Annotated in this window: 20 protein-coding genes, 1 tRNA gene and 1 other RNA gene; 7 read left to right on the top strand and 15 right to left on the bottom strand. The window is 68.8% G+C overall.

The annotated features are described in order from the left end of the window. The first annotated feature begins 36 nt into the window (after nucleotides 1-36). From ACSF8R_RS11580 to ACSF8R_RS11565, 4 genes are all read left to right on the top strand, one after another. On the top strand, nucleotides 37-825 hold the full coding sequence (locus tag ACSF8R_RS11580; protein WP_434812032.1) for an IclR family transcriptional regulator: 789 nt from the start codon (nucleotides 37-39) through the stop codon (nucleotides 823-825). Between the two features lie 103 nt (nucleotides 826-928). Further along, a complete protein-coding gene (locus ACSF8R_RS11575) occupies nucleotides 929-1,405 on the top strand; it encodes a DUF2975 domain-containing protein (RefSeq protein ID WP_434812031.1) in 477 nt (158 codons plus the stop codon). Continuing rightward, nucleotides 1,405-1,626: a helix-turn-helix domain-containing protein gene (locus ACSF8R_RS11570; protein ID WP_434812030.1), complete on the top strand. Its 222-nt coding sequence runs from the start codon at nucleotides 1,405-1,407 to the stop codon at nucleotides 1,624-1,626. Before ACSF8R_RS11575 ends, ACSF8R_RS11570 begins: the two co-directional genes overlap by 1 nt. After that, nucleotides 1,623-5,228, top strand: a complete 3,606-nt coding sequence (locus ACSF8R_RS11565) for an SCO7613 C-terminal domain-containing membrane protein (protein ID WP_434812029.1) — start codon at nucleotides 1,623-1,625, stop codon at nucleotides 5,226-5,228. Before ACSF8R_RS11570 ends, ACSF8R_RS11565 begins: the two co-directional genes overlap by 4 nt. Nucleotides 5,229-5,232: 4 nt before the next feature. On the opposite strand, the gene ACSF8R_RS11560 is transcribed toward ACSF8R_RS11565, so the two are convergent. The 10 genes from ACSF8R_RS11560 to ACSF8R_RS11515 form a co-directional block, all read right to left on the bottom strand. Next, complete coding sequence (locus tag ACSF8R_RS11560) at nucleotides 5,233-6,123, bottom strand: alpha/beta hydrolase (RefSeq protein ID WP_434812028.1); 891 nt, start codon at nucleotides 6,121-6,123, stop codon at nucleotides 5,233-5,235. Beyond that, a complete protein-coding gene (locus tag ACSF8R_RS11555) occupies nucleotides 6,120-6,872 on the bottom strand; it encodes a 3-hydroxybutyrate dehydrogenase (protein ID WP_434812027.1) in 753 nt (250 codons plus the stop codon). Before ACSF8R_RS11555 ends, ACSF8R_RS11560 begins: the two co-directional genes overlap by 4 nt. Further along, on the bottom strand, nucleotides 6,865-7,566 hold the full coding sequence (locus ACSF8R_RS11550) for a TetR/AcrR family transcriptional regulator (RefSeq protein ID WP_434812026.1): 702 nt from the start codon (nucleotides 7,564-7,566) through the stop codon (nucleotides 6,865-6,867). Before ACSF8R_RS11550 ends, ACSF8R_RS11555 begins: the two co-directional genes overlap by 8 nt. Further along, entirely contained in the window at nucleotides 7,553-9,163 is a 1,611-nt protein-coding gene (locus tag ACSF8R_RS11545) for a class I adenylate-forming enzyme family protein (RefSeq protein ID WP_434812025.1), read from the bottom strand. The genes ACSF8R_RS11550 and ACSF8R_RS11545 overlap by 14 nt, the downstream gene beginning before the upstream one ends. Continuing rightward, complete coding sequence (locus ACSF8R_RS11540; RefSeq protein ID WP_434812024.1) at nucleotides 9,160-10,317, bottom strand: branched-chain amino acid ABC transporter permease; 1,158 nt, start codon at nucleotides 10,315-10,317, stop codon at nucleotides 9,160-9,162. The genes ACSF8R_RS11545 and ACSF8R_RS11540 overlap by 4 nt, the downstream gene beginning before the upstream one ends. Further along, complete coding sequence (locus ACSF8R_RS11535) at nucleotides 10,314-11,195, bottom strand: branched-chain amino acid ABC transporter permease (RefSeq protein ID WP_434812023.1); 882 nt, start codon at nucleotides 11,193-11,195, stop codon at nucleotides 10,314-10,316. The genes ACSF8R_RS11540 and ACSF8R_RS11535 overlap by 4 nt, the downstream gene beginning before the upstream one ends. Beyond that, a complete protein-coding gene (locus ACSF8R_RS11530) occupies nucleotides 11,192-11,917 on the bottom strand; it encodes an ABC transporter ATP-binding protein (RefSeq protein ID WP_434812022.1) in 726 nt (241 codons plus the stop codon). Before ACSF8R_RS11530 ends, ACSF8R_RS11535 begins: the two co-directional genes overlap by 4 nt. After that, nucleotides 11,914-12,678, bottom strand: coding sequence for an ABC transporter ATP-binding protein (locus tag ACSF8R_RS11525; RefSeq protein WP_434812021.1), 765 nt, complete (start codon nucleotides 12,676-12,678; stop codon nucleotides 11,914-11,916). The genes ACSF8R_RS11530 and ACSF8R_RS11525 overlap by 4 nt, the downstream gene beginning before the upstream one ends. Before the next feature lie 37 nt (nucleotides 12,679-12,715). After that, complete coding sequence (locus ACSF8R_RS11520) at nucleotides 12,716-13,924, bottom strand: substrate-binding domain-containing protein (RefSeq protein ID WP_434812130.1); 1,209 nt, start codon at nucleotides 13,922-13,924, stop codon at nucleotides 12,716-12,718. A gap of 187 nt (nucleotides 13,925-14,111) precedes the next feature. After that, nucleotides 14,112-14,184, bottom strand: a tRNA-Lys gene (locus ACSF8R_RS11515). A 96-nt stretch (nucleotides 14,185-14,280) separates the two neighbouring features. Here ACSF8R_RS11515 and ACSF8R_RS11510 point away from each other — a divergent pair. Next, nucleotides 14,281-15,111, top strand: a complete 831-nt coding sequence (locus ACSF8R_RS11510) for an inositol monophosphatase family protein (protein WP_434812020.1) — start codon at nucleotides 14,281-14,283, stop codon at nucleotides 15,109-15,111. 14 nt (nucleotides 15,112-15,125) lie between these two features. Beyond that, entirely contained in the window at nucleotides 15,126-15,710 is a 585-nt protein-coding gene (locus ACSF8R_RS11505) for a hypothetical protein (protein WP_434812019.1), read from the top strand. A 69-nt stretch (nucleotides 15,711-15,779) separates the two neighbouring features. On the opposite strand, the gene ssrA is transcribed toward ACSF8R_RS11505, so the two are convergent. Continuing rightward, nucleotides 15,780-16,149: a transfer-messenger RNA gene (ssrA, locus tag ACSF8R_RS11500) on the bottom strand. Nucleotides 16,150-16,270: 121 nt separating this feature from the next. On the opposite strand from ssrA, the gene ACSF8R_RS11495 reads away from it, so the two are divergent. Beyond that, a complete protein-coding gene (locus ACSF8R_RS11495; RefSeq protein ID WP_434812018.1) occupies nucleotides 16,271-16,936 on the top strand; it encodes an SIMPL domain-containing protein in 666 nt (221 codons plus the stop codon). Between the two features lie 2 nt (nucleotides 16,937-16,938). Here ACSF8R_RS11495 and smpB read toward each other — a convergent pair whose 3' ends face one another. The 4 genes from smpB to ACSF8R_RS11475 all read right to left on the bottom strand — a co-directional run. Then, complete coding sequence (smpB, locus tag ACSF8R_RS11490; protein WP_434812017.1) at nucleotides 16,939-17,415, bottom strand: SsrA-binding protein SmpB; 477 nt, start codon at nucleotides 17,413-17,415, stop codon at nucleotides 16,939-16,941. 77 nt (nucleotides 17,416-17,492) lie between these two features. Beyond that, a complete protein-coding gene (gene ftsX, locus ACSF8R_RS11485; RefSeq protein WP_434812016.1) occupies nucleotides 17,493-18,407 on the bottom strand; it encodes a permease-like cell division protein FtsX in 915 nt (304 codons plus the stop codon). Further along, nucleotides 18,404-19,519, bottom strand: a complete 1,116-nt coding sequence (gene ftsE, locus ACSF8R_RS11480) for a cell division ATP-binding protein FtsE (protein ID WP_434812015.1) — start codon at nucleotides 19,517-19,519, stop codon at nucleotides 18,404-18,406. Before ftsE ends, ftsX begins: the two co-directional genes overlap by 4 nt. Nucleotides 19,520-19,597: 78 nt before the next feature. Beyond that, nucleotides 19,598-21,024 (bottom strand): DUF2254 domain-containing protein (locus tag ACSF8R_RS11475; protein WP_434812014.1); only part of this gene is annotated, 1,427 nt, incomplete at its 5' end.

The raw sequence follows: 21,024 nt of genomic DNA, 5'->3' as shown, positions 1-21,024 counted from the left end.
TGCCATGTGGGAGCGATGGGACGTAGTGTCCACAATATGGAACCCACCGTCGCTGTGCCCGGCGCACAGGCCATCGGCCGCGCCGCCGCGCTGTTGCGTCTGGTCTCCGCCGGGGGCGAGCAGGGTCGCGGTGTGCAGGAACTCGCTGCCGACGCACAGCTGTCGCGCTCGACCGCGCACCGCCTGCTGTCCGCGTTGCGGGCGGAGGGGCTCGTCGATCAGGATGAGCGCACCGCGAAGTGGCTGCCCGGACCGGAGCTGTTCCTCATGGGCGCGGCTGCGGCCAGCCGCTACGACGTGACACACCTCGCGCGCGACATCGTGCGCTCACTGGCGGTGAAAACGGAGGAGAGCGCGTTCCTGTCGGTACGCCGTGGCGATGAGACGGTCTGTCTGCTTCGCGAGGACGGCGCCTTCCCCATTCGTTCCTTCGTGTTGAGCGAGGGCGTGCGCTTTCCGCTCGGCGTCGCATCGGCCGGGCTCGCGATCCTCTCGTTTCTGCCCGATGCCGACGTTGACGCGTATCTCGAGCGGCACCCCGACCTGGCGGCCCGATGGGGCGGCTCCCACGATGCGGGCGCCCTCCGCACCCGCCTCGGCGAGACCAGGGAACGCGGCTACGGCGTCAACCCCGGACTGATCGTGCAGGGCTCCTGGGGTATCGGCGCGGCGGTCTTCGATCAGCACGGGCGGCCGGAGTGGGCGCTCAGCCTCACCGGCGTCGAATTCCGATTCGGGCCGGATCGGCTCGCATCGCTCGGTCGGACGCTGCTTGCGCACGCTCACCAGTTGACCTCCCGCATCCAGCACGCGCGCCGTCGCTGACGACACCTGAGAACTCGCCGCACGCGGGCGCGACGACTTGCCGTTCGGCTCAGATTGTGCGTTGAATATCGATAGCTGTATGCCGTTTATCGATAGGTGCCCCATGAATCGCGTGACCTTCGTCGCCCTCAAAGCGTCGCTCGTGCTGATGATCCTGCTGCTGCTGGTCGCGCAGACCGTCGCGCTGCCCGTCACGGCCGCGGGGTGGGCACGTGCATTCCCCGAGTTCGCCACTTTGCAGGTGCCGTGCCTGATCATCGCCATCGCCTTCACGGTCTGCGTGCAAGTCGTGCTCGTGTGCATCTGGCGCCTCCTCGACCTGTTCACGACGGAAGGCTCCTTCAGTGATCGTGCATTCCGCTACATCGACGTCATCATCGCCTCGATCGTGATCGCCGACCTCTTGATCGTGGTCGCCGCGGTGCTGCTGCTGGCGACGGGAGCCGCGAACCCGTCGACCCTGCTGCTCGGCTTGTTCGGCATCGTCGTCGGTGGCGGGCTCGCCCTGCTGGTGCGGGTCCTGCGCGGACTGCTGCGACGCGCGCTCGATCTGCAGCACGACCTCTCGGAGGTGGTGTGATGCCGATCATCATCAACCTCGACGTCGAACTGGCCAAGAAGAAGATGTCGGTGGGCGACTTCGCCGCGGCCATCGACATCACGCCCGCCAATGTTTCGGTCTTGAAGAACGGACGCGCAAAGGCGGTGCGCTTCACGACCCTCGACGCGATCTGCCGTGTGCTCGAATGCCAGCCGGGCGACATCCTGCAGTGGGTGCCCGACGAGGAGGAAGCCCGATGACGTACATCGTCGAAGCCGCGCCGTCATGGAGCACCGTCGCCATCGCCCGCTTGCGCGACGGGGGCCGGTGCCCGGTCTGCGGGCGCGCGTCGCTCGTCGCGACGTCGTGCACCGAGTGCGGCGCCGATCTCGCCACCACCGAAGCCGTCGCGCTATGGAACGCCTCCCACTCCGCCGCCGTCGCGCTGGAAGCTCGCGAGACCCTCCGCCTCAACATCCCGCGGCGATCTGTCGCCGCTGCCGCCCCGCCAGCGCAGCGCCCGCCCAGCACGTCTGCCACGCCCACGGCGGTTGCGGCGCCGCGCGGCAACACCACGGTCCAATCCGTCCTTGCGGTCGCCGGCGCGGGACTGTTCGCCGTCGCAGCGATCGTGTTCACCTTCTTCAACCCGGACCTCGACGACCGGGGCGTGCGCAGCCTCGTGCTGTTCGCCACGACGGCCGTCTTCCTCGCGGGCGCAAGGATGCTGCACGCTCGGCGGCTGCGCTCTTCGGCGGAAACCGTCGGTGCCCTCGGCATGGTGTTCATCGCACTCGACATCACAGCGATCGCGGCACTCACTCCCGCAACCCTCAGCGGCTGGGTGCTCACGGCGATCGCGACGCTGATCGCCGGCGGTGTGATGGGGTTCGCGGGTCTTCGATCCGGCATCCGGGCATGGTTCGCGCCCGCGGTGGTCGCACTCGCCCTCGTTCCTGCCATGTTCGGCGCGGCCGGTGCGACGCCGATCGCCGCGCTGATCGGGTGGACCGGGACCATGGGCGCCGCGATGGCGCTGATCGCGGTCGCACAGCGCGCCGCCGCTGCCCGGCGCGCATCGGCGACTGCCGAAGGTGTCGCGCTCACCGTCGTGCAGGTCATCGCGCTCGTGATCTCGTTGCCGCAGCTGCTGGCGATCGGCGCTTCGTTCTCTGCAACGCTGTGGACGGCCGCTGCCTTCTTCGCGCTGGTCGCGCTGGTCGCGGCGCTCTCGGCACGACGGATCGCGATGCCGCTGTGGTCGACCGTCTCGGGCGGGACCGCAGTCGGTGCCCTCACCCTGATCGGGGCCGCCGTTCCCGTCACCGCCGAGGCGGGCGCCGCATGGCTGTTCGCCTCGGCGCCGGCGGGCGCCGCCGCAGGCCTGCTGCTCGCGACGTGGGCTCCTGACGTGCGATCCCGTTCGCGGACCGCGTGGACGACGGCGGGCGCCCTGTCTGCGATGGCGCTCATGGCTCTCCCGGTGCTGGCCACCATTGCGTTCGGCGCCGTGCTCACCCTCTCCGGGGAGGCCGGGGGCGGGTGGGGCGGTGTCGCCGATGACCGGTGGGCATCGCTGGGCGCCACGGTCGGACTCGTCGCGGTCGCGGTCGGCTTCGCGCTGCACGCACGGCTGCATGCCACTGTCTGGTCGAGTGTCGTCGCGGCGTGGCTCGGCGCGGGCGCGCTTCTGGCCGCCGTGCTGCTGCCGCACGGGATGCCCGGTCTCACCGTCGCCGTCGCCGTCGCCGTGGTGGTGGCGGTACTCACGACGATGGTTGTCCGCACACGCACCCGTTCGGCGATCCTCGCGATTCCGTTCACCATCGCGACGCATGCGGCCCTCGCGCTGGGCGCGCTGGTGGCCTGGCAATCCGCGCAGATCGCCGTGTGGAGTGCACCGGTCGTGGTCGCCGCGGCCGCCGTGGTCTCACTCGGCGCGCCGCGGGCGAGGCGGTGGGCGCACGTGGGCGCCGGGTATGCCTATGCGCTCCTCGCGACGGCCGCTGGGTTCGGCCTGCTGGGGCTGGATGCGGTCGCGACGACGAGCCTCACGACATCGGCCGGCGCCATGGTGGCCATTGCCGCCACATACGCGCGACGCGTCCCGGTGCACGCGTGGTGGACGGTGCTCGCGGTCACCTCGGTGCCGTTCCTTGTCGGTGTCGTGCAGGTGATCACCGTGCGGACGGGGTGGACGGCCCTGTCGACCGGGCTCATCTTCCTGCTCGCGCTGACGCTGCTCATGACCAGACGGGCGGGCCTCGTGCCGGTCCTGCGCGCCGTGTGCGCCGCGGTGCTGGTGCCGGCACTGGCGGTCGTCGCGGTGTGTCTCGGCGCGTGGCTGCTGCCCATGAGCGGATCGCCGGTGGTCCTCCCGATCATCGCTGTCATCGTGGTGTGCGCGTTGCCGCTCGCGACGCGCGTGCGCGCGGCGTTCGTGGGGCGTGACATGTCGGGCGGCGACGCAGAGCGCCTTCGGTTGGCGATCGAGTCCTCATCGCTCCTGACCGCTGCCATCGCAGTTGCGCTCGCGCTCGGGCGGGAGGCGGCGGGGCTGCCCACAGCGATCCTCGTGCTCGTCATCCTCGCGATCGGCATCGGTGCGGCCGCGGCGACAGTCCGTCGCCGCTTCCTGTGGTGGTTCGCAGCCGCGGCGGGCACGGGAGCGCTGTGGTGCGCCTGGTCGCTCGCCGGGGTCGAGGTCGTCGAACCGTACACCGTGCCGCCTGCGCTGGCCGCTGCGACTGTGGGGGCCGCGCTCACCTGGCGTCGCCGGAACGGTCGGGCACTGTTCGCCGTCGGCATGGCGGTCGTCGTCACACCGAGCGTCGTGCTGCTGGCGATCGCCGGCGGCACCTGGCGGCTGTGGGCGCTGCTGGCCGCAGCCGTCGTCCTGTGCGCGCTCGGTGCGCGACTGCGTGACCCCGGGCCACTCGGCGCGCTGCGCATCCCGATGCTGGCGACCGCAGTGGTGGCCGCATCGGCGGGCCCCGTGCACGCGGCTCGCGTGGGCCTGGATGCTGAAGGTCCGGGCGGCGTCGTGGTGTTCACTGCGCTGGCGTTCGCCGGGCTCGGCGCCGTGGTCGCGGGTCTCTCGGGAGCGGCGGCGGCATCCTCGGTGTTCGCGACCCCATCGCGGCGGCGGTGGCTGCTCGTGCCCACGGTCGTGTTCCTCGCCGCCGGCACGTGGCCGGCGATCCAGCGGGACTGGACCAGCATTTGGACGATGTGGGCGGTCATGATCGCGGGGCTCATCGCCGTGGTGGCCGTCGCGACGACGCTTCGCCGACGAGGTGTGGAGGATGCCGGCATCCTGCCGCCGGTGTGGGTGCTCTTCGTGTTGTCGTTCACCACTGCGGTTGTCGCGTGGAGTCCGCGTGATCTTCGAGTCGAGTGGTTCTCGCTGCCGCTGGGCGCCGCCCTCCTGGTGGCGGGCGCGTTGCATCTCGGGCGGCATCCGGACGGCGCCCGCGGGACGCTGGCACAGTGGCCGGCGGGGTTCGGCGGGTCGTGGGCGCTGCTCGCGCCCGGCCTGGTGACGGTGCTCAGCGCCTCGATCGCGTCGACGTTCACCGACCCGCTCACGTGGCGTGCGATCCTCGTGATCGTCCTCGCACTCGTCGCGATCCTCGTGGGGGCGACCGCCCGACTGGCGGCACCGTTCGTCATCGGCGTCGTCGTGCTGCCGATCGAGACCGTATCGGCGTTCGCGGTGCAGATCGGTCGGGGCATCGAGTCGATGCCGTGGTGGATCACACTCGCGGTCGTCGGGGCCGTCCTGCTGATCCTCGCCGTGTCGTACGAACGACGTGCCGGCGAGGCGGAAGGCATCGCCGCGCGCCTCCGGGATCTTCGCTGACGCTTCAGTCGAGGAGGGAGCGGATGCGGGCTGCGACCGCGTGCGCCCCCTGGGGCGCCATGACGACCGAGTAGTGGTTCAGGCCTTCCCAGCGTTCATGCTCGACCTGCTGGTGGGTCTCGAGGAGGCCCTCGAGATGGGCCGGCGGGTACAGTCCCGGCGCTTCGTTCTGCAACCCGCGCGGCACCGTGATGAAGGCCGTCCCGGCGGGAAGGACGGCCAGGGCCTGCGTGAGCGCGGTACCGGTGTTGAGGTCGACGGTGTCTTCGGCGGTCGTCTCGTAGCTCGTCGCGGGGCGCAGCAGGTCGCCGTCGGGCACGAGGTCGTACGCGAAGTACCGTTCGAGCGCGGGCGACGGGGGGCCCTCGAACGCGGGGTGCCCGTCCCAGAAGGCGAGGTACTCGCCGGTGTCGGCGAAACGCATTCCGAGCCGTTCGGCGGTGGGGCCGAGGATCGCGGCGACCAGCTCATCGGCCGAGAGCCCGGCAGGAGCGGCGAGCGGCAGCCCGCCGTCGACCAGCAGGAGTCTCGTGACGAGGTCGGGGTGACGGTGGGCGAAGACGACCGCGACGAACGCTCCCATGGAGTGCCCGACGATCACGGTCGGATCGAGTTCCAAGTGGGCGAACACCGCCGCGAGGTCTTCCGCGTGGGCCGCCATGCCGGCCGGGCCCTCGAGCTCGTTGCTGCGGCCGCGCCCGCGAAGGTCTGGTGCGACGATCCGCACGCCCGGCATCGCCTCCGCGACCCACTGCCATGCGAGGTGCGAGGAGGTCACTCCGTGGATCGCGACGAGGGTCGGTGCATCTTCGACGTGCTCAGGATTCCAGATCGCGACCCGCAGGTCGCCGCCCGCCACCGGAACGTCGACGGTGCGATAGGTGTGCCCCGTCACCGCGCGGTCCATCCGCCGTCCATGGTGTAGCTCGCGCCGGTCACCATGCCCGCGGCATCCGATGCGAGCCACCCCGCGAGCGAGCCCACCTCTTCGGGCTCGATGAGCCGTTTGATCGCCGTTTCGGTCAGCATGATCTTCTCGACGACCTCGCTTTCGGGGATCCCGTGGACGACCGCCTGGTCAGCGATCTGCTTCTCGACGAGCGGCGTGCGCACGTAAGCCGGGTTGATGCAGTTGCTCGTGACGCCGTGCGGGCCGCCCTCGAGCGCCGTTACTTTCGACAGCCCCTCCATCGCGTGCTTCGCCGTCACGTAGGCGACCTTGAAGGGACTTGCCCGCAGTCCGTGCGCGCTGCAGATGTTGATGATGCGACCCCATCCGCGCTCGTACATGCCGGGCAACGCGGCGCGCACCAGCAGGAAGGGGGATTCGACCATGAGGCGGTGCATGAAGCGGAACCGTTCAGGGTCGAACTCGTGGATCGGCGCCACGGTCTGGATGCCCGCGTTGTTGACGAGGATGTCGGTCTCGAGCTCGAGTCGTTCCTGGACAGCCGTGTCGCTCAGGTCGACGACCCACGCCTCTCCCCCGACCTCTGCGGCGACGGCGTGCGCCGCATCCCCGTTGAAGTCAGCGACGGTGACATGCGCCCCGCGCGACGCGAACTCGTGCACGCACGCGAGACCGATGCCGCTCGCGCCGCCGGTGACGAGGGCGCGCTTGCCCTGCAGATCGTGCTCAGCCATCCTGGCCTTCCTCCCCGGGCGCCTGGCCCTGTCCGCGAGCCTCGAGGGCGTTGCGGATGAATCGCATGGTGTGGTCGATGATCTCGGTGGGCATCTGGATCGGCGCGTTGCCCTCGTCGTCGCGCTCCCAGAGGACGTAGCGCATGCCGATCAGCTCACCCGCGCCCATGAGTGCCCAGGCGGTGACTTCTGGGTCGAGGGCGACATCGACGTCGCCGACATGCTGTGCGGCACGCAGTCCCGCCTCATACCCCTCGACGATCCGCGTGTAGTGCAGCCGGAGCGTTTCGGGCGAGACGAACTCGGCTTCACGCACGACCCGGTAGAGGGCGGGGTGGGCGGCGGTGAAGCGGAAGAACCCCTCGAAGCCCGCACGCTCGGCGGCGATGCGGTCGGTTGCGCCCGCCATCGCCTCTGCCATCGAATGCCGCACGCGACGGTTCAGGTCGATGACGAGCTCTTCGAAGATCTGCTGCTTGCCGTCGAAGTACAGGTAGAACGTGCCGAGGCCGATGCCCGCGCGCTCGGTGATCTTGACGATGGACGCCTCGTGGTATCCCAGATCGGCGAAGACCACCTCTGCTGCCTCCAGGAGCCTGCGCCGCGTCGCCTCACCGCGTTTTGTGAGCGGGCGGCCCGATGTCGAGGTGGCGCCGACTGCCTCGACCACTCCACCCACGTCAATGCTGCTCATGCGCGACCCCCTGTTCTTCGTGCGCGTGCGGCTCGTGTGCGACGGTCGACGCCGCGTGCACGAGTGCGATGGCCCGTTCGCGCAGGCGTGAGCGGGCGAGCTTGTCGATCGTCGAGCGCGGCAATTCGGACACCAGCGCGATCTTCACCGGCACCTTGTAGCCCGCGAGCTCCGCACGAGCATGGGCGAGCAGTTCGTCCTCGCCGACCAAGGCGCCCGGAATCGGCACGATGAACGCGACCCCCCGCTCGCCCCACACCGGATCGGGGACGCCGACGACGGCCGCCTCTGCGACGTTCGGGTGCCGCATGAGCGCCGCCTCGACCTCGGCCGGCGCGACGTTCTCGCCACCGGAAATGTAAATGTCCTTCATGCGGTCGACGATGCGGTGGCATCCGTCGGCGGTGCGCTCGACGATGTCGCCTGTGCGAAGCCACTCTCCGGCGAAGACGCGCGCCGTGGCTGCGGGATCGTCGAGGTACCCGGCGAACACGCTCGGACCGCGCACCCACAACTCCCCCGTCGCCGCGCCCTCCAGCACGAGTCCGGTCTCGGGGTCGGCGAGGCAGACGTCGACCCCCGGGTAGGGCCGGCCGACCGCGCCGGGATGCCGGCGGGCCTCGTCAGCGGCGAGCCACAGCACGTTGGGCGAGGCTTCCGTCAACCCGTACCCCTGCACGAGATCCACGCCGTGCGCCTGCCATGTCTCGGCCACGTCATCGGGCAGCGTCGCACCGCCCACGAGACCGACGCGCAGCGAGCCGAGGGCGGCCGCGTCGAAGCGAGGATCGTCGGCGAGCAGCCGGTACTGGGTGGGGACCCCCATCATCGCGGTCACGCCGCGGTCCTCGATGAGCTGGAGGACGCGTGAAGGCTGGAAGCCCCGTTCGAGGACGACCGTCGCACCCGTCCACCACGCGAGGAGCGGTTGCACGTTCCAGGCGGCGACGTGGAACTGCGGGAGCATCGAGAGCACGACGTCGTCAGCGGTCAGCGGCAGCGCTCCGGCGAGGGCGAGGTTGTTCCAGAAGCAGTTCGCGTGGGTGAGGACGACGCCCTTGGGCTCGGCCTCGCTGCCCGACGTGAAGATCACGAGCAGCGCGTCGTCGTCGCGGACCGCACGGCAGGGTGCGGGTGCAGTCGTGCGGCGCGGCACGGTCTGCTCGACCCCTGTCGTGCCGAGCGATGCCACCGGCGGGCGCTCGGCGAGCAGGTCGAGCGCCTCGGAGGCGAGCGCAACGTACTCGTCTTCGACGAGCACGAGTTCGGGAGCCGTCCGCGCCAGCATCCCGGACAGTTCCTTCGCGGTGAGCCGCCACGACAGCGGGACGAACGCGGCACCCACGCGTGCCGCCGCGAAGAAGGCAACGACGTGGTCGATCGAGTTGCCCGACACGGTCGCGATGCGGTCCCCCGGACCGTACCCCGCACGTCGCAGCCGCGCCGACAGCTCGCGAACACGCTCGTCGAGCCGGCCGTACGCGATCGTCACGCCGCGATCGTCGATCGCGATGCGCGCGGGCGATGCCGCGGCGCGGTCGGAGAGCCATCGGCCGACCGTGTGCGCACCGTCGCGCTCGGGCAGCAGTTCGTTCATGTGCGCGCCGCGACCTCTCCGGCACCTTCTCCGGCCTCGGCCGTGCTGCCCGCATCGTCGAGCGTGCGCAGTTGGGTGCGCGTGCGCTCGCCTCGGCGACGCCTGACCCAGGTGTCGATCGTTCCCGCGATGCCACCGGGAAGGAACATGACGACGAGGATGAACAGGACGCCGAGGAGGAACAGCGGCTCCGACAGCGGGATGTGCAGCCAGGCCGGCAGCGAATCGATCCACTCCGAACGCGCGAGCACCGTCAGGCGCTGGTCGAGGATCGTGTAGAGCACGCCTCCGAGAATGGCACCCCAGCGGAACCCGACGCCACCGAGCACGACCATCACGAGCACCGTGATCGTCAGATCGGCCCCGACCGAGCTCGGCTGCGTGCCCGACTGCAGCAGCATGTAGGCGATGCCGGCGAGCGAGGCGCACCCGGCGGCGACCGTGAAGACGATCAGCCGTGCCGCGTACGGATGCAGACCGAGCACCCGCACGCGCAGCTCGTTCTCCCGCGTGGCCTCGGCGAGGTGGCCGAGACGCGAGCGGTCCACCCACAGCACGACGAGGTAGACGATCACCACGACGACGAGCGCGAACCAGTAGAGGTTCCGGGTGTTGATGACGCCGATGAGCCAGTCGGGAACATGCTCGGTGGGCAGCCGCATCCCCTCTTCGCCGCCGGTGACCTGCTGGTTGCGTCGCACCAGCACCGAACCGGCCTGCGCGAAGGCGAGGGTGACCATTGCGAACGGGATGCCGGAGACGCGCATCGCGATCGACCCGGTGAACAGGGCGATCAACAGGCCGCCGACCAGCGCGATGAGCACGCCGGGCCACAGGGGCACACCGAGGTACTTCAGGGCGATGCCCAGGCCGTATGCGCCGGCGCCGAAGTACAGTGCGTGGCCGAACGAGAGCATCCCGCTCGTACCGAGCAGCAGGTTGTACGACAGTGCGAGCGCTGCGAACACCATGCACAGCGACATGAGCGACAGGCTGCCGGGCGTGTAGGTGGCGCCGGGCAGGATGCCGGGGATCGAGATGTTCAGCAGTGGCAGCACGGCCATGAGCACGACGAGCCCTGCACCGACGACGAAGGGCAGGTAGGCGCCCTTGCGGCCGGGAACGAGCGTCGGGACGCCGGTGGTGACGGTCATGCTGCCCTCCCCATGAGGCCGGTGGGTCGCACCAGCAGGACGATGGCGAGCAGTGCGACCACGATGAAGTCGCCCGTGCCGCCCAGGTAGTAGTTGGCGAACTGCTGCAGCACCGCGACGATCACGGCGGCGATCGCCGCTCCCGTGAGTGAGCCGAGCCCGCCGATCACGGTCACGATGAACGCGAAGATGAGCAGCGTCGAGCCCATGTGGGCGGACACGAACGTGTTCCAGTGCATTGCGAGCACGCCGCCGATGCCGGCAGCGGCACCGCCGATCGCGAAGACGATCGTGAAGCTTCGGCGCACATCGATGCCGAGCGCCGTGACCATCGCCCGGTTCTCGACACCGGCGCGGATGATCATGCCGTAGCGGGTCTTGCGCAGGAACAGCACGATCGCACCGAGCACGATGACCGCGGCGGCCATCAGCAGCCAGTAGATGTTCGGGATGCTGGCGCCGAGCACGGGGGTCGTGCCCTTGAGCCACGCCGGCCCCGAGATGTTGATCACGTCGGTGCCCCAGATGCCTTCGAAGAGCGCGATCGCAGCGAACGAGAGGCCGACGGTGACGAGCACCTGCTCGATGTGCCGTTCGTAGAGGGGACGGATGAGCACGAGTTCGGTGACCGTCGCGAACAGCGCGCCGACGACGGCGCCGACGAGGATCGAGATCAGGAACGATCCCCACGACGCCGTGCCGAGCGCCTGCGCGACCTGCCATCCGATGAAGGCGCTGAGGGTGAGGAACGCGCCGTGCGCGAAGTTCAGCACGTGCATGAGGCCATAGATGAGGCTGAGTCCGGAGGCCACCAGGAAGTACAGCGCGCCGAGTCCGACGCCGGTGATGAGGATGAGGACGAGCGGTTCGAGGTTCACGAGTGCACCTCCGCGCTGACGCCGAGCAGGCGCATCGTGAGCGCCTCGTCATCGAGGATGCCGCGGGCGGTGCCGGTGTGCACGACACGACCGCCGGCGATCACGACGGCATCCGCGGCCAATCGCTTGACGACTTCGAGGTTCTGTTCGACGAGCAGGATCGGCACGGTCTTCGACGCTTCCTGGAGGGCGGCAGCGACTTCGTCGACGATCTTGGGGGCGAGGCCCTTCGTGGGTTCGTCGACGAGCAGCAGGACGTTCTCGTTCAGCAGGGCGCGGGCGACCGACACCATCTGCTGCTGGCCGCCGGAGAGCGTGCCGGCCATCTGCCCGCGACGCTTCACGAGGTCGGGGAACAGTTCCGCGACGAAATCGCGCCGCGGGTGCTTGGAGCGCTCGGCGAGTGCGAGGTTCTCGGCGACGGTGAGCTTGGCGAACACTTCACGGTCTTCGGGAACGTACCCGACACCGCGCTGGACGACCTTGTGGGTCGACAGGTGGTCGATGCGCTCCCCCGCCAAGGTGACGCGCCCGCGTCGCTGGATCAGCCCGAGGATGCCGCGCAGCGTCGAGGTCTTGCCGACACCGTTGCGGCCGAGGACGGCGGTGATGCCGGTGGCGGGCACCGTGAAGCTGACCGACTCGACGACCTGCTGACCGGCGATCGAGGCGGACAGCTCCTCCACCTCCAGGATCGGGGATGCGGTGGTCGCCGCGCTCATGCTGCCGTTCCCAAGTAGGCACTCTGCACGAGCGGGTTGGCCATGACGTTCTCGGGGGTGTCGAACGCGATGATCGATCCCGAGTACATGACGGCGACCTTCTCGACGAGCCCCATGAGCACGTCGATGTGGTGTTCCACCATCAGCACGGTGCACTGCTTTTCGCGCTGCATCTCGCGGATGTTGTCGACGAGTCCCGCGACATCCCCCGACGCGACGCCCGCCATCGGTTCGTCGAGCAGCACGACCGAGGCGTCGGTGGCCAGCAGCACCGCGATCTCGAGCTTTCGCTTGTCGCCGTGCGAGATGTCGCCGGCGGGTGTGTCGAGCTTGTGGGTGAGCCCGACGAGCGTCAGCTTCTCGAGAGCCAACCCGGTGGCGGCATCCGTGCGACGCGGAAATCGCAGCAGTGAATAGTTGCCGCCGAGGGCGACTTGCGCGGCGAGCCGCACGTTCTCGAGCACGCTCAATCGCGGGAACAGACTCGAGGTCTGAAAGGTGCGCCCCAGTCCCGCCCGCGCCCGCTGCGACACGGACGTGCGGGTGATGTCCTCACCGTGCATCTGGATGCGACCCGACGTGGGTGACGCGACACCGGAGATCACGTTGAACAGCGTGGTCTTTCCGGCACCGTTGGGCCCGATCACGCCGACCAGGGAGCCGGGCGCGATGTCGAGGTCGACATCATGGAGGATGGTGGCGCCGCCGATCTGCAGGCCGAGGCCTTCGATCGTCAGCGCGGACGGGACAGGGGTGCTCATCGGGTGAGTGCTCCTCGGGTCGGTGGAGGTGCCGGGATCAGCCGGCCTCGGCCGGTGCAACTGCGTCGGCGGGAACGGTCTCGATCAGTTCCGGCACGAAGCCGCTGCCGTCGGCGACCAGACGCACCTGGTACATCTCCTGCAGCAGCGCGTGGTCACCCTCACGCACGGTCAGGCTGCCCTTGGGCCCGTCGAAGCTGAACCCCTCGAGTGCGGCGATCATGGCATCCACGTCGCCATCGCCCTCCGAGATGGCCTGCACGAGCATGATCGCCGCGTTGAAGCCGTCGGGAGTGAACAGGTCGGGCGTCCCGCCGGCACCTTCGACCGCCTCGACCATCGCCGTGTTCACGTCGTTGTCCGGTGCACCCGCGAAGTAGTGGTTGAGAAAGCTGATCTGCTCCGACGCCTCACCGTACGCACCGAACGTCGCCGCATCGCCGAGACCCGTCACGACCGGGATGTCATCCAGCACGCCCTGCTGGCTCATCGCCTGCCACATCGCGCCGGAGGTAGCACCGGCCCACGCGACGAACACGAGATCGGGGTCGGCCGCCAGCACCTGCTGCGCGAACGGCGTGAACTCGGTGACGTCTTCTGCAACGAGCACCGGCTCGACCTCTGCACCCTGTGCGCCGAGGATCGCCTCGACGGCGGCCTGGTTGCCCTGACCGAACGCGTTGTTCTGCGCGAACACGACGACCTTCTGCCCTTCGATGTCATCGAGGAAGGTCCCGGCGGTCGCGACGTCCTGCGCGGACTGACGACCGGTACGGAACGTGTACTCGTTGATGCCGGTGATCGCGTCGGCCGCAGCCGGCCCAGAGAGGAACAGCACCTGGTTCTGTGCAGCCTGCTCGGCCACCGCAAGGGCGACACCCGAGGAGGCGCTGCCGGCAAGGATGGTCACACCGTCGCCGATGAGCTCCTTGGCGATGTTGACCGCCGTGTCGGGGTCGCCGGTGTCGTCACGGTACTCGACGTTGATCGTCGTGCCGTCGACCTCACCCGTGCCGTCGGTGGCGTAGTCGAGCCCTGCCTTGAACCCGTCGAGGTACTGCTCACCGTAGCTGGCCAGCGGACCGGTCTCGCTCGTGATGACGCCGACGGTGATCTCGCTGGGCGCATTGCCATCGCCCTCGCCACCATCACCGTTGCCACCCGTGGTTCCGGGAGCGCACGCCGCAAGGGCGAACGCGGCGGTCGTGGCGACCGCCCCCAGGAGCAACTTCTTCGTAACCCGCATGTCGATGCCTTTCACCGTTGGAAGGAAACCTGAAACCCGATTCAGGTAATGCAATCATGGAGCGCAGGGCACCTCGTGTCAAACGGCATGGACCCCCGTGTCGCAACCGTTACCGACGAGGAGCGGCCCGCACATGACACGAAGAAGCCCCGGCGCGAACATGTTCGCGCCGGGGCTTCCCGGTCTGTGCACCCCCTGGGACTCGAACCCAGAACCCACTGATTAAGAGTCAGTTGCTCTGCCGATTGAGCTAGAGGTGCATCGGTTCTGCCGCGAGACGAACCGAGGGTCAACGTTACCATCCCGATGCCGACTCACGCCAATCGAGGCCCCCGTCGCGAACTATCCTTGACGGTGTGACCTCCCCCACCACGCCGACGTCCTGGCGCACGCCCTTCGACGACGACCTCACGGAGGACCTGGCCCTCGCGCTTCGGCTCGCCGATGCGGCCGATCGCGTCGCGATGGCGCGCTTCGACGCACCCGATCTGAACATCGACCTCAAGGCCGATCAGTCACCCGTGACCGAGGCTGACCTCGCCACGGAGCGCGCGATCCGCGACATCCTCGTCGCCGAGCGTCCGGCCGACGGCATCCACGGCGAAGAGTTCGGAACCTCGGGAGACGTTGCACGCCAGTGGATCATCGATCCCATCGACGGCACGGCCAATTACCTCAAGGGCATTCCGATGTGGTCGACCTTGATCGCCCTCGCAATCGACGGCGTGCCCCGCGTCGGCGTCGTCAGCCAGCCGGCGATCGGTCGCCGCTGGTGGGGCGCCACCGGACTCGGCGCGTGGACGAACACCCCGACCGGCGAGCCGCGACGCCTGCACGTGTCTGGGGTCGACGATGTCGCGGCCTCGTCGGTGAGCTTCCAGTCGATCGCGCAGTGGGATGAAGTCGGCCGCAGCGAAGACCTGCTCCGCCTGACCCGCGCGGTCTGGCGCGACCGAGGCTACGGCGATGCGTGGCCCTACATGCTGCTTGCCGAAGGGCGTCTCGAGTTCGTCGCAGAGTTCGGCGTGCAGGCGTACGACATCGCAGCGCACGTGCCGATCGTGATGGAGGCGGGCGGACGGTTCACCGACATCGACGGCGCCGACTCGCTCGACTCCCGCTCCTCGCTGGCAACCAACGGTATCCTGCACGACGCGTTCCTCGACGTGATCGGTCCGACCACCTGATGACGAGGACCCCGATGCCTTTCCCTCGCCCGGCACGCACCGTCGTCGCCGCCGCCGTCACCGCGCTCGCCCTGCTCACAGTCAGCTGCTCGCCCGCCGACGCGCCCGCTGCACAGGACCCGACGCCGCAGGCACCTGTCGAGACCCCGGCCGGCGAGGCCCCCGCATCGACGCCCGAGCCCACCGAGACCGCGGTGCCGGCTGAGGACGTCACGTGCGAGACGCTCGTGCTGCCGGAGACGGTTGCCACCTTCACCGAGGCGGGGTGGACGCCGAAGGAGGAGCCGTTCCTCATCGGCGAGCGGGAGATGCCCGGCGGCATCCGCTGCATGTGGGCCGATTTCAGCGTCGAGAGCAACGACATGATGGTGCTGGCGTGGGCGCCGGTCGCTGCCGACGATGCCGCCGCGATCGAGGCGGAGCTTGTCGCCGAAGGATGGAAGCGCGAAGAGGATGCCGACGGCGTGCTCGTCACCGAGCCCAACCCGCTGACCGTGGACGACGACGGCTACGGGTTCACGTACCGCTTCGGCGACGGCTGGGTCACCCTGGCCGACTGGAAGGCCAACCTCGTGCTCATCGAGCAGCCCGCGCTCTGACCGGGCGCCCCGAAACGGAACAGGCCGCCCCGAGGGGCGGCCTGTCGACTCGTTCGCGTGACAGCGGCGTCGTGGAGATGGGGGGAATCGAACCCCCGTCCATCGCTGGGATACTGCGTCTTCTCCGGGCGCAGTCTGTGGAGACGTTCTGCTCGGCTCCGACCTTTGTCACAGACACCTAAGTCGACGAGCCCAGTCTGGGAAGAGTCCCGGGTGGCGTCCAGACGCCGCCACCCAGCAAGATTCCTAGATGACGCCAGGATCCGTGTCGGAATCAGCCACGGTCTGACGGACTATCGGGCTCGCTCAAGCGGCGAGGGCGAAGTCGTTGCGCTTTGCATCGGCAACTATAGTTTTGCAGAGGGCGTTCACGAGATAACTCTGCATCCTCGGCCCGCTTCCCGCAGTTACACAGGCGATGTCGAAACCGATCATCCCCGTGCGCCTGACGGCAGTGGGCCACTGTCACGCTGTGGAGTTGTCCTCGGGAACTTTCGTACCCGAGCATTACAGCCTACAACGGATGCGGGCAGACTGCCATTCCCCGTAGGCTCCCGAGCATGAGCGACGAGGTCATCATCACCGTCCGGGGCGAGAGCGAACGGCGGGTGGCGCCCGAGCAGGCCAGAGCCCACATCACGGTCGCCGCTGACGGGCCCGAGCGCGGCGCGGTGGTCGAACGCATCGCGGCCCTGGCGGAGCCCGTGCGCGCCGGACTCGGCGTGCGACGCGAAGCCGGTGCCGTCTCGGAGTGGAACAGTCAGCGTGTGAGCGTCTGGGCCCAGCGGCCGTGGAACGACGCCGGGGAGCAATTGCCACCCGTGCATTACGCGTCCGTCGAATTCACCGCCACGTTCACCGACACGATCGCCCTCTCCGGCTGGATCAACGCCCTCGCCGAGCAGGACGGAGTGCAGATCGGCCATGTCGCGTGGCAGCTCACGCCCGAGGTACGCGCACGCACGGAACGCGAGGTCGCGACGTCGGCGGTCGCCGTCGCCGTCGAGCGGGCGACGGCGTACGCGACAGCGATCGGTCGCAGCACCGTCCGGCCGATCGAGATCGCCGACGTCGGGATGCTGGGCGGCAGCGAACCGACGCATCCGGCGATGCTGCGTGCAGCGAAGGCCGAGATGGCGTTCGACGGCGGCGCGCCGGCGGTCGACTTCCACCCCGACGACATCGTCATCACTGCGACGGTCGAGGCGCGCTTCCGCGCGGTCTGAGGCTACTCCCCCAGCCGGTTGCGGGAGCGCATCGCCCGCTCGGCTTCACGCTTGTCTTCACGTTCGCGAATCGTCTGGCGCTTCTCGAACTCGCGCTTGCCCTTCGCGACCGCGATCTCGACCTTCGCCCGCCCGTCCGAGAAGTAGAGCTTCAACGGCACCAGGGTGTAGCCACCGGCGGCCACGGCGTGGCTGAGCTTCACGATCTCGTCTTTGTGGAGCAGTAGCTTTCGGATGCGCTTGGCCGAATGATTCGTCCAGTGCCCCTGCGAGTACTCGGGGATGTGCACGGCGTCGAGGAAGGCTTCGCCGTCCTTGATGTAGGCGTAACCGTCGGTCAGGTTCGCGCGTCCCTGACGCAGCGACTTCACCTCGGTGCCGGTGAGCACGAGACCTGCCTCGTACGTCTTCTCGATGGCGTAGTCGTGGCGCGCGCGACGGTTGGTCGCGACGACCTTCTCGCCGCGTTCCCTGGGCATGATGACTCCTCGATCTCGCCGCACCCTCGACCCGATCTGGCCGCGCGGCAGCCGTTCAGTCTAGCCGACGCAGCGGATCAGGCGCGCAGCCAGCGCCGAATCGCAAAGCCCGCCGACAGCGCGGCGAGGAGCAGACCGATGCCGATGATGGTCGGGAGCACGATCGCCACATCGCCGAGGTTGACCCAGCTCGTGACGAAGTCGACCCTGTCACGCAGATACCGTTGCACGCCGAACTGAACGCCGAGCACGATCGCGCCGCCCGCGAGCAGCGAGCCGATGAATGCCGCGAAAACGCCCTCGAGGATGAACGGCGTCTGGATAAATCTGTTCGAGGCACCGACCAACCGCATGATGCCGAGCTCTTTTCGACGCGCATAGGCGGACAGTCGAATCGTTGTCGCGATGAGCAGGACGGCAGCGATCAGCATGAGCCCTGCGATGCCGACGGCGATGTAGGTGGCGATCGTGAGTGCGGCGAAGAGCGGTTCGAGGTATTGCATCTGATCGGTGACCGATTCGACGCCTTCTTCGTTCGTGAAGGCTTCGACGAGGACGTCCGATTTCGTCGGGTCGACGAGATTCACGCGGAACGTCTCGCCCAACTGCTCGGGTGTGATGAACTCCGAATACTCTTCGCCGTAGAGCTCGAGGACGTTGTCGTACGCCTCCTGCGCCGACTCGAATCGCACACTGCGCACGACCTCTTCGAGCGCGTCGCTCTCGAGTCGCTCGCTGACCGCGTCGAGTTGTTCGACCGTCGCAGCACCGTTGGTGCAGTTCGTCGTCGCGGAATCCTCGCGACACATCGAGATGGCCACTTGGGCGCGATCCACCCAGAAGTCCCGCATCTTCACGATCTGCATCTGCATGAGCATCGCGGCGCCGACGAACGTGAGCGAGACGAACGTGACGAGCACGACCGAGATCACCATGGAGGCATTGCGACGCAGGCCGGACAGCGCTTCGCCGAGGATCAGCCCGGCCCTCACGAGGTCGGCCCCACTTCGTCTTCGTTCTCGTCATGAGCGGCGAGCCCGAGACGATCAGCGACACCCGGGCCGTCGAGCCCCAGCGCACCGAGGTCGACCTCCGGTGCATTGATCGCGATGGGCCTGGTACCGGGATGCGGGTCAGCCCCCGGCTGTGGTGTCGTCACCTCGGGTGCGGCGGTGGCGGGCACGGATGAGGATGCCGGCTCGTGCTGCTCGGGCGCCGGTGTCGACACGGACATTCCGTCGGGGACCGGATCGGGAGTCGCCACGGGGACGGCAGTCGGGATCGCAGCAGCCGCCGCGGCGGCGGCAGCCGGGTCACCGGCGCCCTGCGCGATCTCGCGCTGGAGCTCGAGAACCGCCGTGAGTGCGGCCGTCGCAGCGGCACCGCGTTCCGACGCGGGAGCCAGACGCGGAATCGACGAGGTGTCGCCGTAGCCACCGTGACGGTCGTCACGCACCATGACGCCGCCGCGCAGTTCGATGACACGGCGCTGCATCTGGTCGACGAACGACGCTTCGTGGGTCGCCATCAGGACCGTGGTGCCCGCCGCGTTGATCCGCGCCAGCAGTTGCATGATGTCGACAGACGTTGCCGGGTCGAGGTTTCCGGTCGGCTCGTCGGCGAGGAGGACCTGGGGGCGGTTCGCGAGTGCACGCGCGATCGCGACTCGCTGCTGCTCACCACCGGACAGCTCGTGTGGAAGCCGCTTCTCCTTGCCTTCGAGCCCCACGAGTGCGAGCACTTCGGGGACCGCCTGTTGGATGAAACCGCGTGATGACCCGATCACCTGGAGCGTGAAGGCGACGTTCTGGAACACGGTCTTGTTCGGCAGCAGCCGGAAGTCCTGGAACACGGACCCGATGTGGCGCCGAAAGTACGGCACCTTGCGGGTGGAGAGGGTGCGCAGGTCGCGGCCGAGGACGACGACCTTGCCCTCGGTGGGCGTGTCTTCGCGCAGAATCAGTCGCAGGCACGAGGACTTGCCAGACCCTGAGGCGCCGACGAGGAACACGAACTCGCCGCGCTGCACCTCGAATCCGACGTCGCTCAGGGCCGGCTTGCTCGTCCCGCGGTAGCGCTTTGTGACGTGTTCGAACCGGATCATGACCAGATGAGCCTAAGCGCACGAGGTTACTGCGTTGCGTGCGACACCCGGCGCGCGCCGATCCATAGGAACGGCCGCTCAGCCAGGAGCGGGCTGCGAAGCGGCTGCTGTGCGGTCCAGATCGAGCCGGCCGCGCACCCCGTCTGCCAACGCCCGGAACCGTGCGCGCTCGACCTCGTCGTAGGTCGCATTGGCGAGCGTGCGCTCGGTGCGCTCCAGTTGGGACGCGATAACCGCCCGCTGTCGTTGGTCGTGCACCCGCCAGGCGAGGTCGTCGAGCACCCCGAGGAGCCGAGCCATCACCTCCGGATCGCCGTTGCCGTAGCGCCGGATCTGACCGAGTCCGATGTCGACGTGCAGTGTGAACCCGCCGCCCCTCGGAAGGAGCCGGGCAATACCATCGGCATCCGCGTATGCGGCGGGCGGGTCGTCGATCTCGGAGAGGTCGCCCAGCACGGCGGAGATGTGTCCGAGCGCGTGCACCGCCGTCGTCGGATCGTTCACGCCCGGCGAGAGCGCCTTGACCGCGATGTCGACGAGCTGGCGAAGCCCGAACCCGACGTCTTGTGCAGCCGTTCGTTCGTACCCCGAGGAGAAGGCGGATGCCAACCGTTCGGCGATGCCTGCGACATCCAGTTCGCTGTCCTCGCGACGCGGCCACCATTCGACGAGCGGCGTCTTCTCGATGACGTTCTCCCCCACCACCCGCAATTCGCGGACGACGAGGTCATCCGATGCGGCGACCGACATCAGCCGATCGCGGTCGACACCGGTGAGGAACCCGGAAGCCGGCGCCACGACGACACGCACGTTCACCGGACGTTCGGGCACGCCCGTCTCGCTGACGGCGAAGGCCTCCCCCATCCGCGACATCGTCGCCGACGCCTCGCGGTGAACATCGCGCATCATCGTCTCGACGCGCAATTGCCTGGCGAGGTGTGCGAGGAAGAGCGTGAGCAGCACGATGCTGGCGAGGGTGAGCACCGAAGCCACGGTCATCGACACGCGCGGCACGAACGCCTCGCGCTGCTCAGTCGCGTCGTCGACCGTCCGCAGCACGGTGATCGCATACGCGAACGTGCCCAGGAACACGGCCAGTGTGGCGTGCACCATGCGATCGGCGGCGAACATGCGCAGCAGCCGAGGCGAGCCCTGACTCGTCGCGAGCTGCAACGCGACGACGGTGAGCGAGAAGGTGAGGGATGCCGCCGTGATGAGCGATCCGGCGATCGCCGAGAGCACGGTACGCGCGGCATCCACCCCGCCGCCGAAGACGGCCGCAGAGACCCATGTCGGCAGGGTGGGATCGACGATGCGATCCATGGCCGGCAGGGCGATGCCGATGAGCACCCCGCCGATGACCGCGGTAAGGGGCACCGGCCACAGCCGCGCGTCCATCGATTCGCGGATACGCGCGATGCGTCGCCGCAGTGCAGACGATCCTTGTCCGTTCATCGCCTCCGAGTATGCCGAATGCGGCATCCGGATGCGATCAGTCGTCGTCT

The organism is Microbacterium sp. bgisy189 (genome assembly GCF_965345345.1).
In the GTDB taxonomy this organism is placed as follows: Bacteria; Actinomycetota; Actinomycetes; order Actinomycetales; family Microbacteriaceae; genus Microbacterium.
The sequence above is the reverse complement of the archived record's forward strand: the minus strand, read 5'-3'. Positions and strand labels throughout refer to the sequence as shown.

What these genes read in the sequence shown, in the direction of transcription:
- ACSF8R_RS11495 (WP_434812018.1), top strand. Translation starts at nt 16,271, where the DNA reads ATGAGCGACGAGGTCATCATCACCGTCCGGGGCGAGAGCGAACGGCGG.
- ACSF8R_RS11580 (WP_434812032.1), top strand. Translation starts at nt 37, where the DNA reads ATGGAACCCACCGTCGCTGTGCCCGGCGCACAGGCCATCGGCCGCGCC.
- ACSF8R_RS11505 (WP_434812019.1), top strand. Translation starts at nt 15,126, where the DNA reads ATGCCTTTCCCTCGCCCGGCACGCACCGTCGTCGCCGCCGCCGTCACC.
- ACSF8R_RS11575 (WP_434812031.1), top strand. Translation starts at nt 929, where the DNA reads ATGAATCGCGTGACCTTCGTCGCCCTCAAAGCGTCGCTCGTGCTGATG.
- ACSF8R_RS11530 (WP_434812022.1), bottom strand. Translation starts at nt 11,917, where the DNA reads ATGAGCGCGGCGACCACCGCATCCCCGATCCTGGAGGTGGAGGAGCTG.
- ACSF8R_RS11545 (WP_434812025.1), bottom strand. Translation starts at nt 9,163, where the DNA reads ATGAACGAACTGCTGCCCGAGCGCGACGGTGCGCACACGGTCGGCCGA.
- ACSF8R_RS11570 (WP_434812030.1), top strand. Translation starts at nt 1,405, where the DNA reads ATGCCGATCATCATCAACCTCGACGTCGAACTGGCCAAGAAGAAGATG.
- ftsE (WP_434812015.1), bottom strand. Translation starts at nt 19,519, where the DNA reads ATGATCCGGTTCGAACACGTCACAAAGCGCTACCGCGGGACGAGCAAG.
- ACSF8R_RS11550 (WP_434812026.1), bottom strand. Translation starts at nt 7,566, where the DNA reads ATGAGCAGCATTGACGTGGGTGGAGTGGTCGAGGCAGTCGGCGCCACC.
- ACSF8R_RS11565 (WP_434812029.1), top strand. Translation starts at nt 1,623, where the DNA reads ATGACGTACATCGTCGAAGCCGCGCCGTCATGGAGCACCGTCGCCATC.
- smpB (WP_434812017.1), bottom strand. Translation starts at nt 17,415, where the DNA reads ATGCCCAGGGAACGCGGCGAGAAGGTCGTCGCGACCAACCGTCGCGCG.
- ACSF8R_RS11525 (WP_434812021.1), bottom strand. Translation starts at nt 12,678, where the DNA reads ATGAGCACCCCTGTCCCGTCCGCGCTGACGATCGAAGGCCTCGGCCTG.
- ACSF8R_RS11540 (WP_434812024.1), bottom strand. Translation starts at nt 10,317, where the DNA reads ATGACCGTCACCACCGGCGTCCCGACGCTCGTTCCCGGCCGCAAGGGC.
- ACSF8R_RS11555 (WP_434812027.1), bottom strand. Translation starts at nt 6,872, where the DNA reads ATGGCTGAGCACGATCTGCAGGGCAAGCGCGCCCTCGTCACCGGCGGC.
- ACSF8R_RS11520 (WP_434812130.1), bottom strand. Translation starts at nt 13,924, where the DNA reads ATGCGGGTTACGAAGAAGTTGCTCCTGGGGGCGGTCGCCACGACCGCC.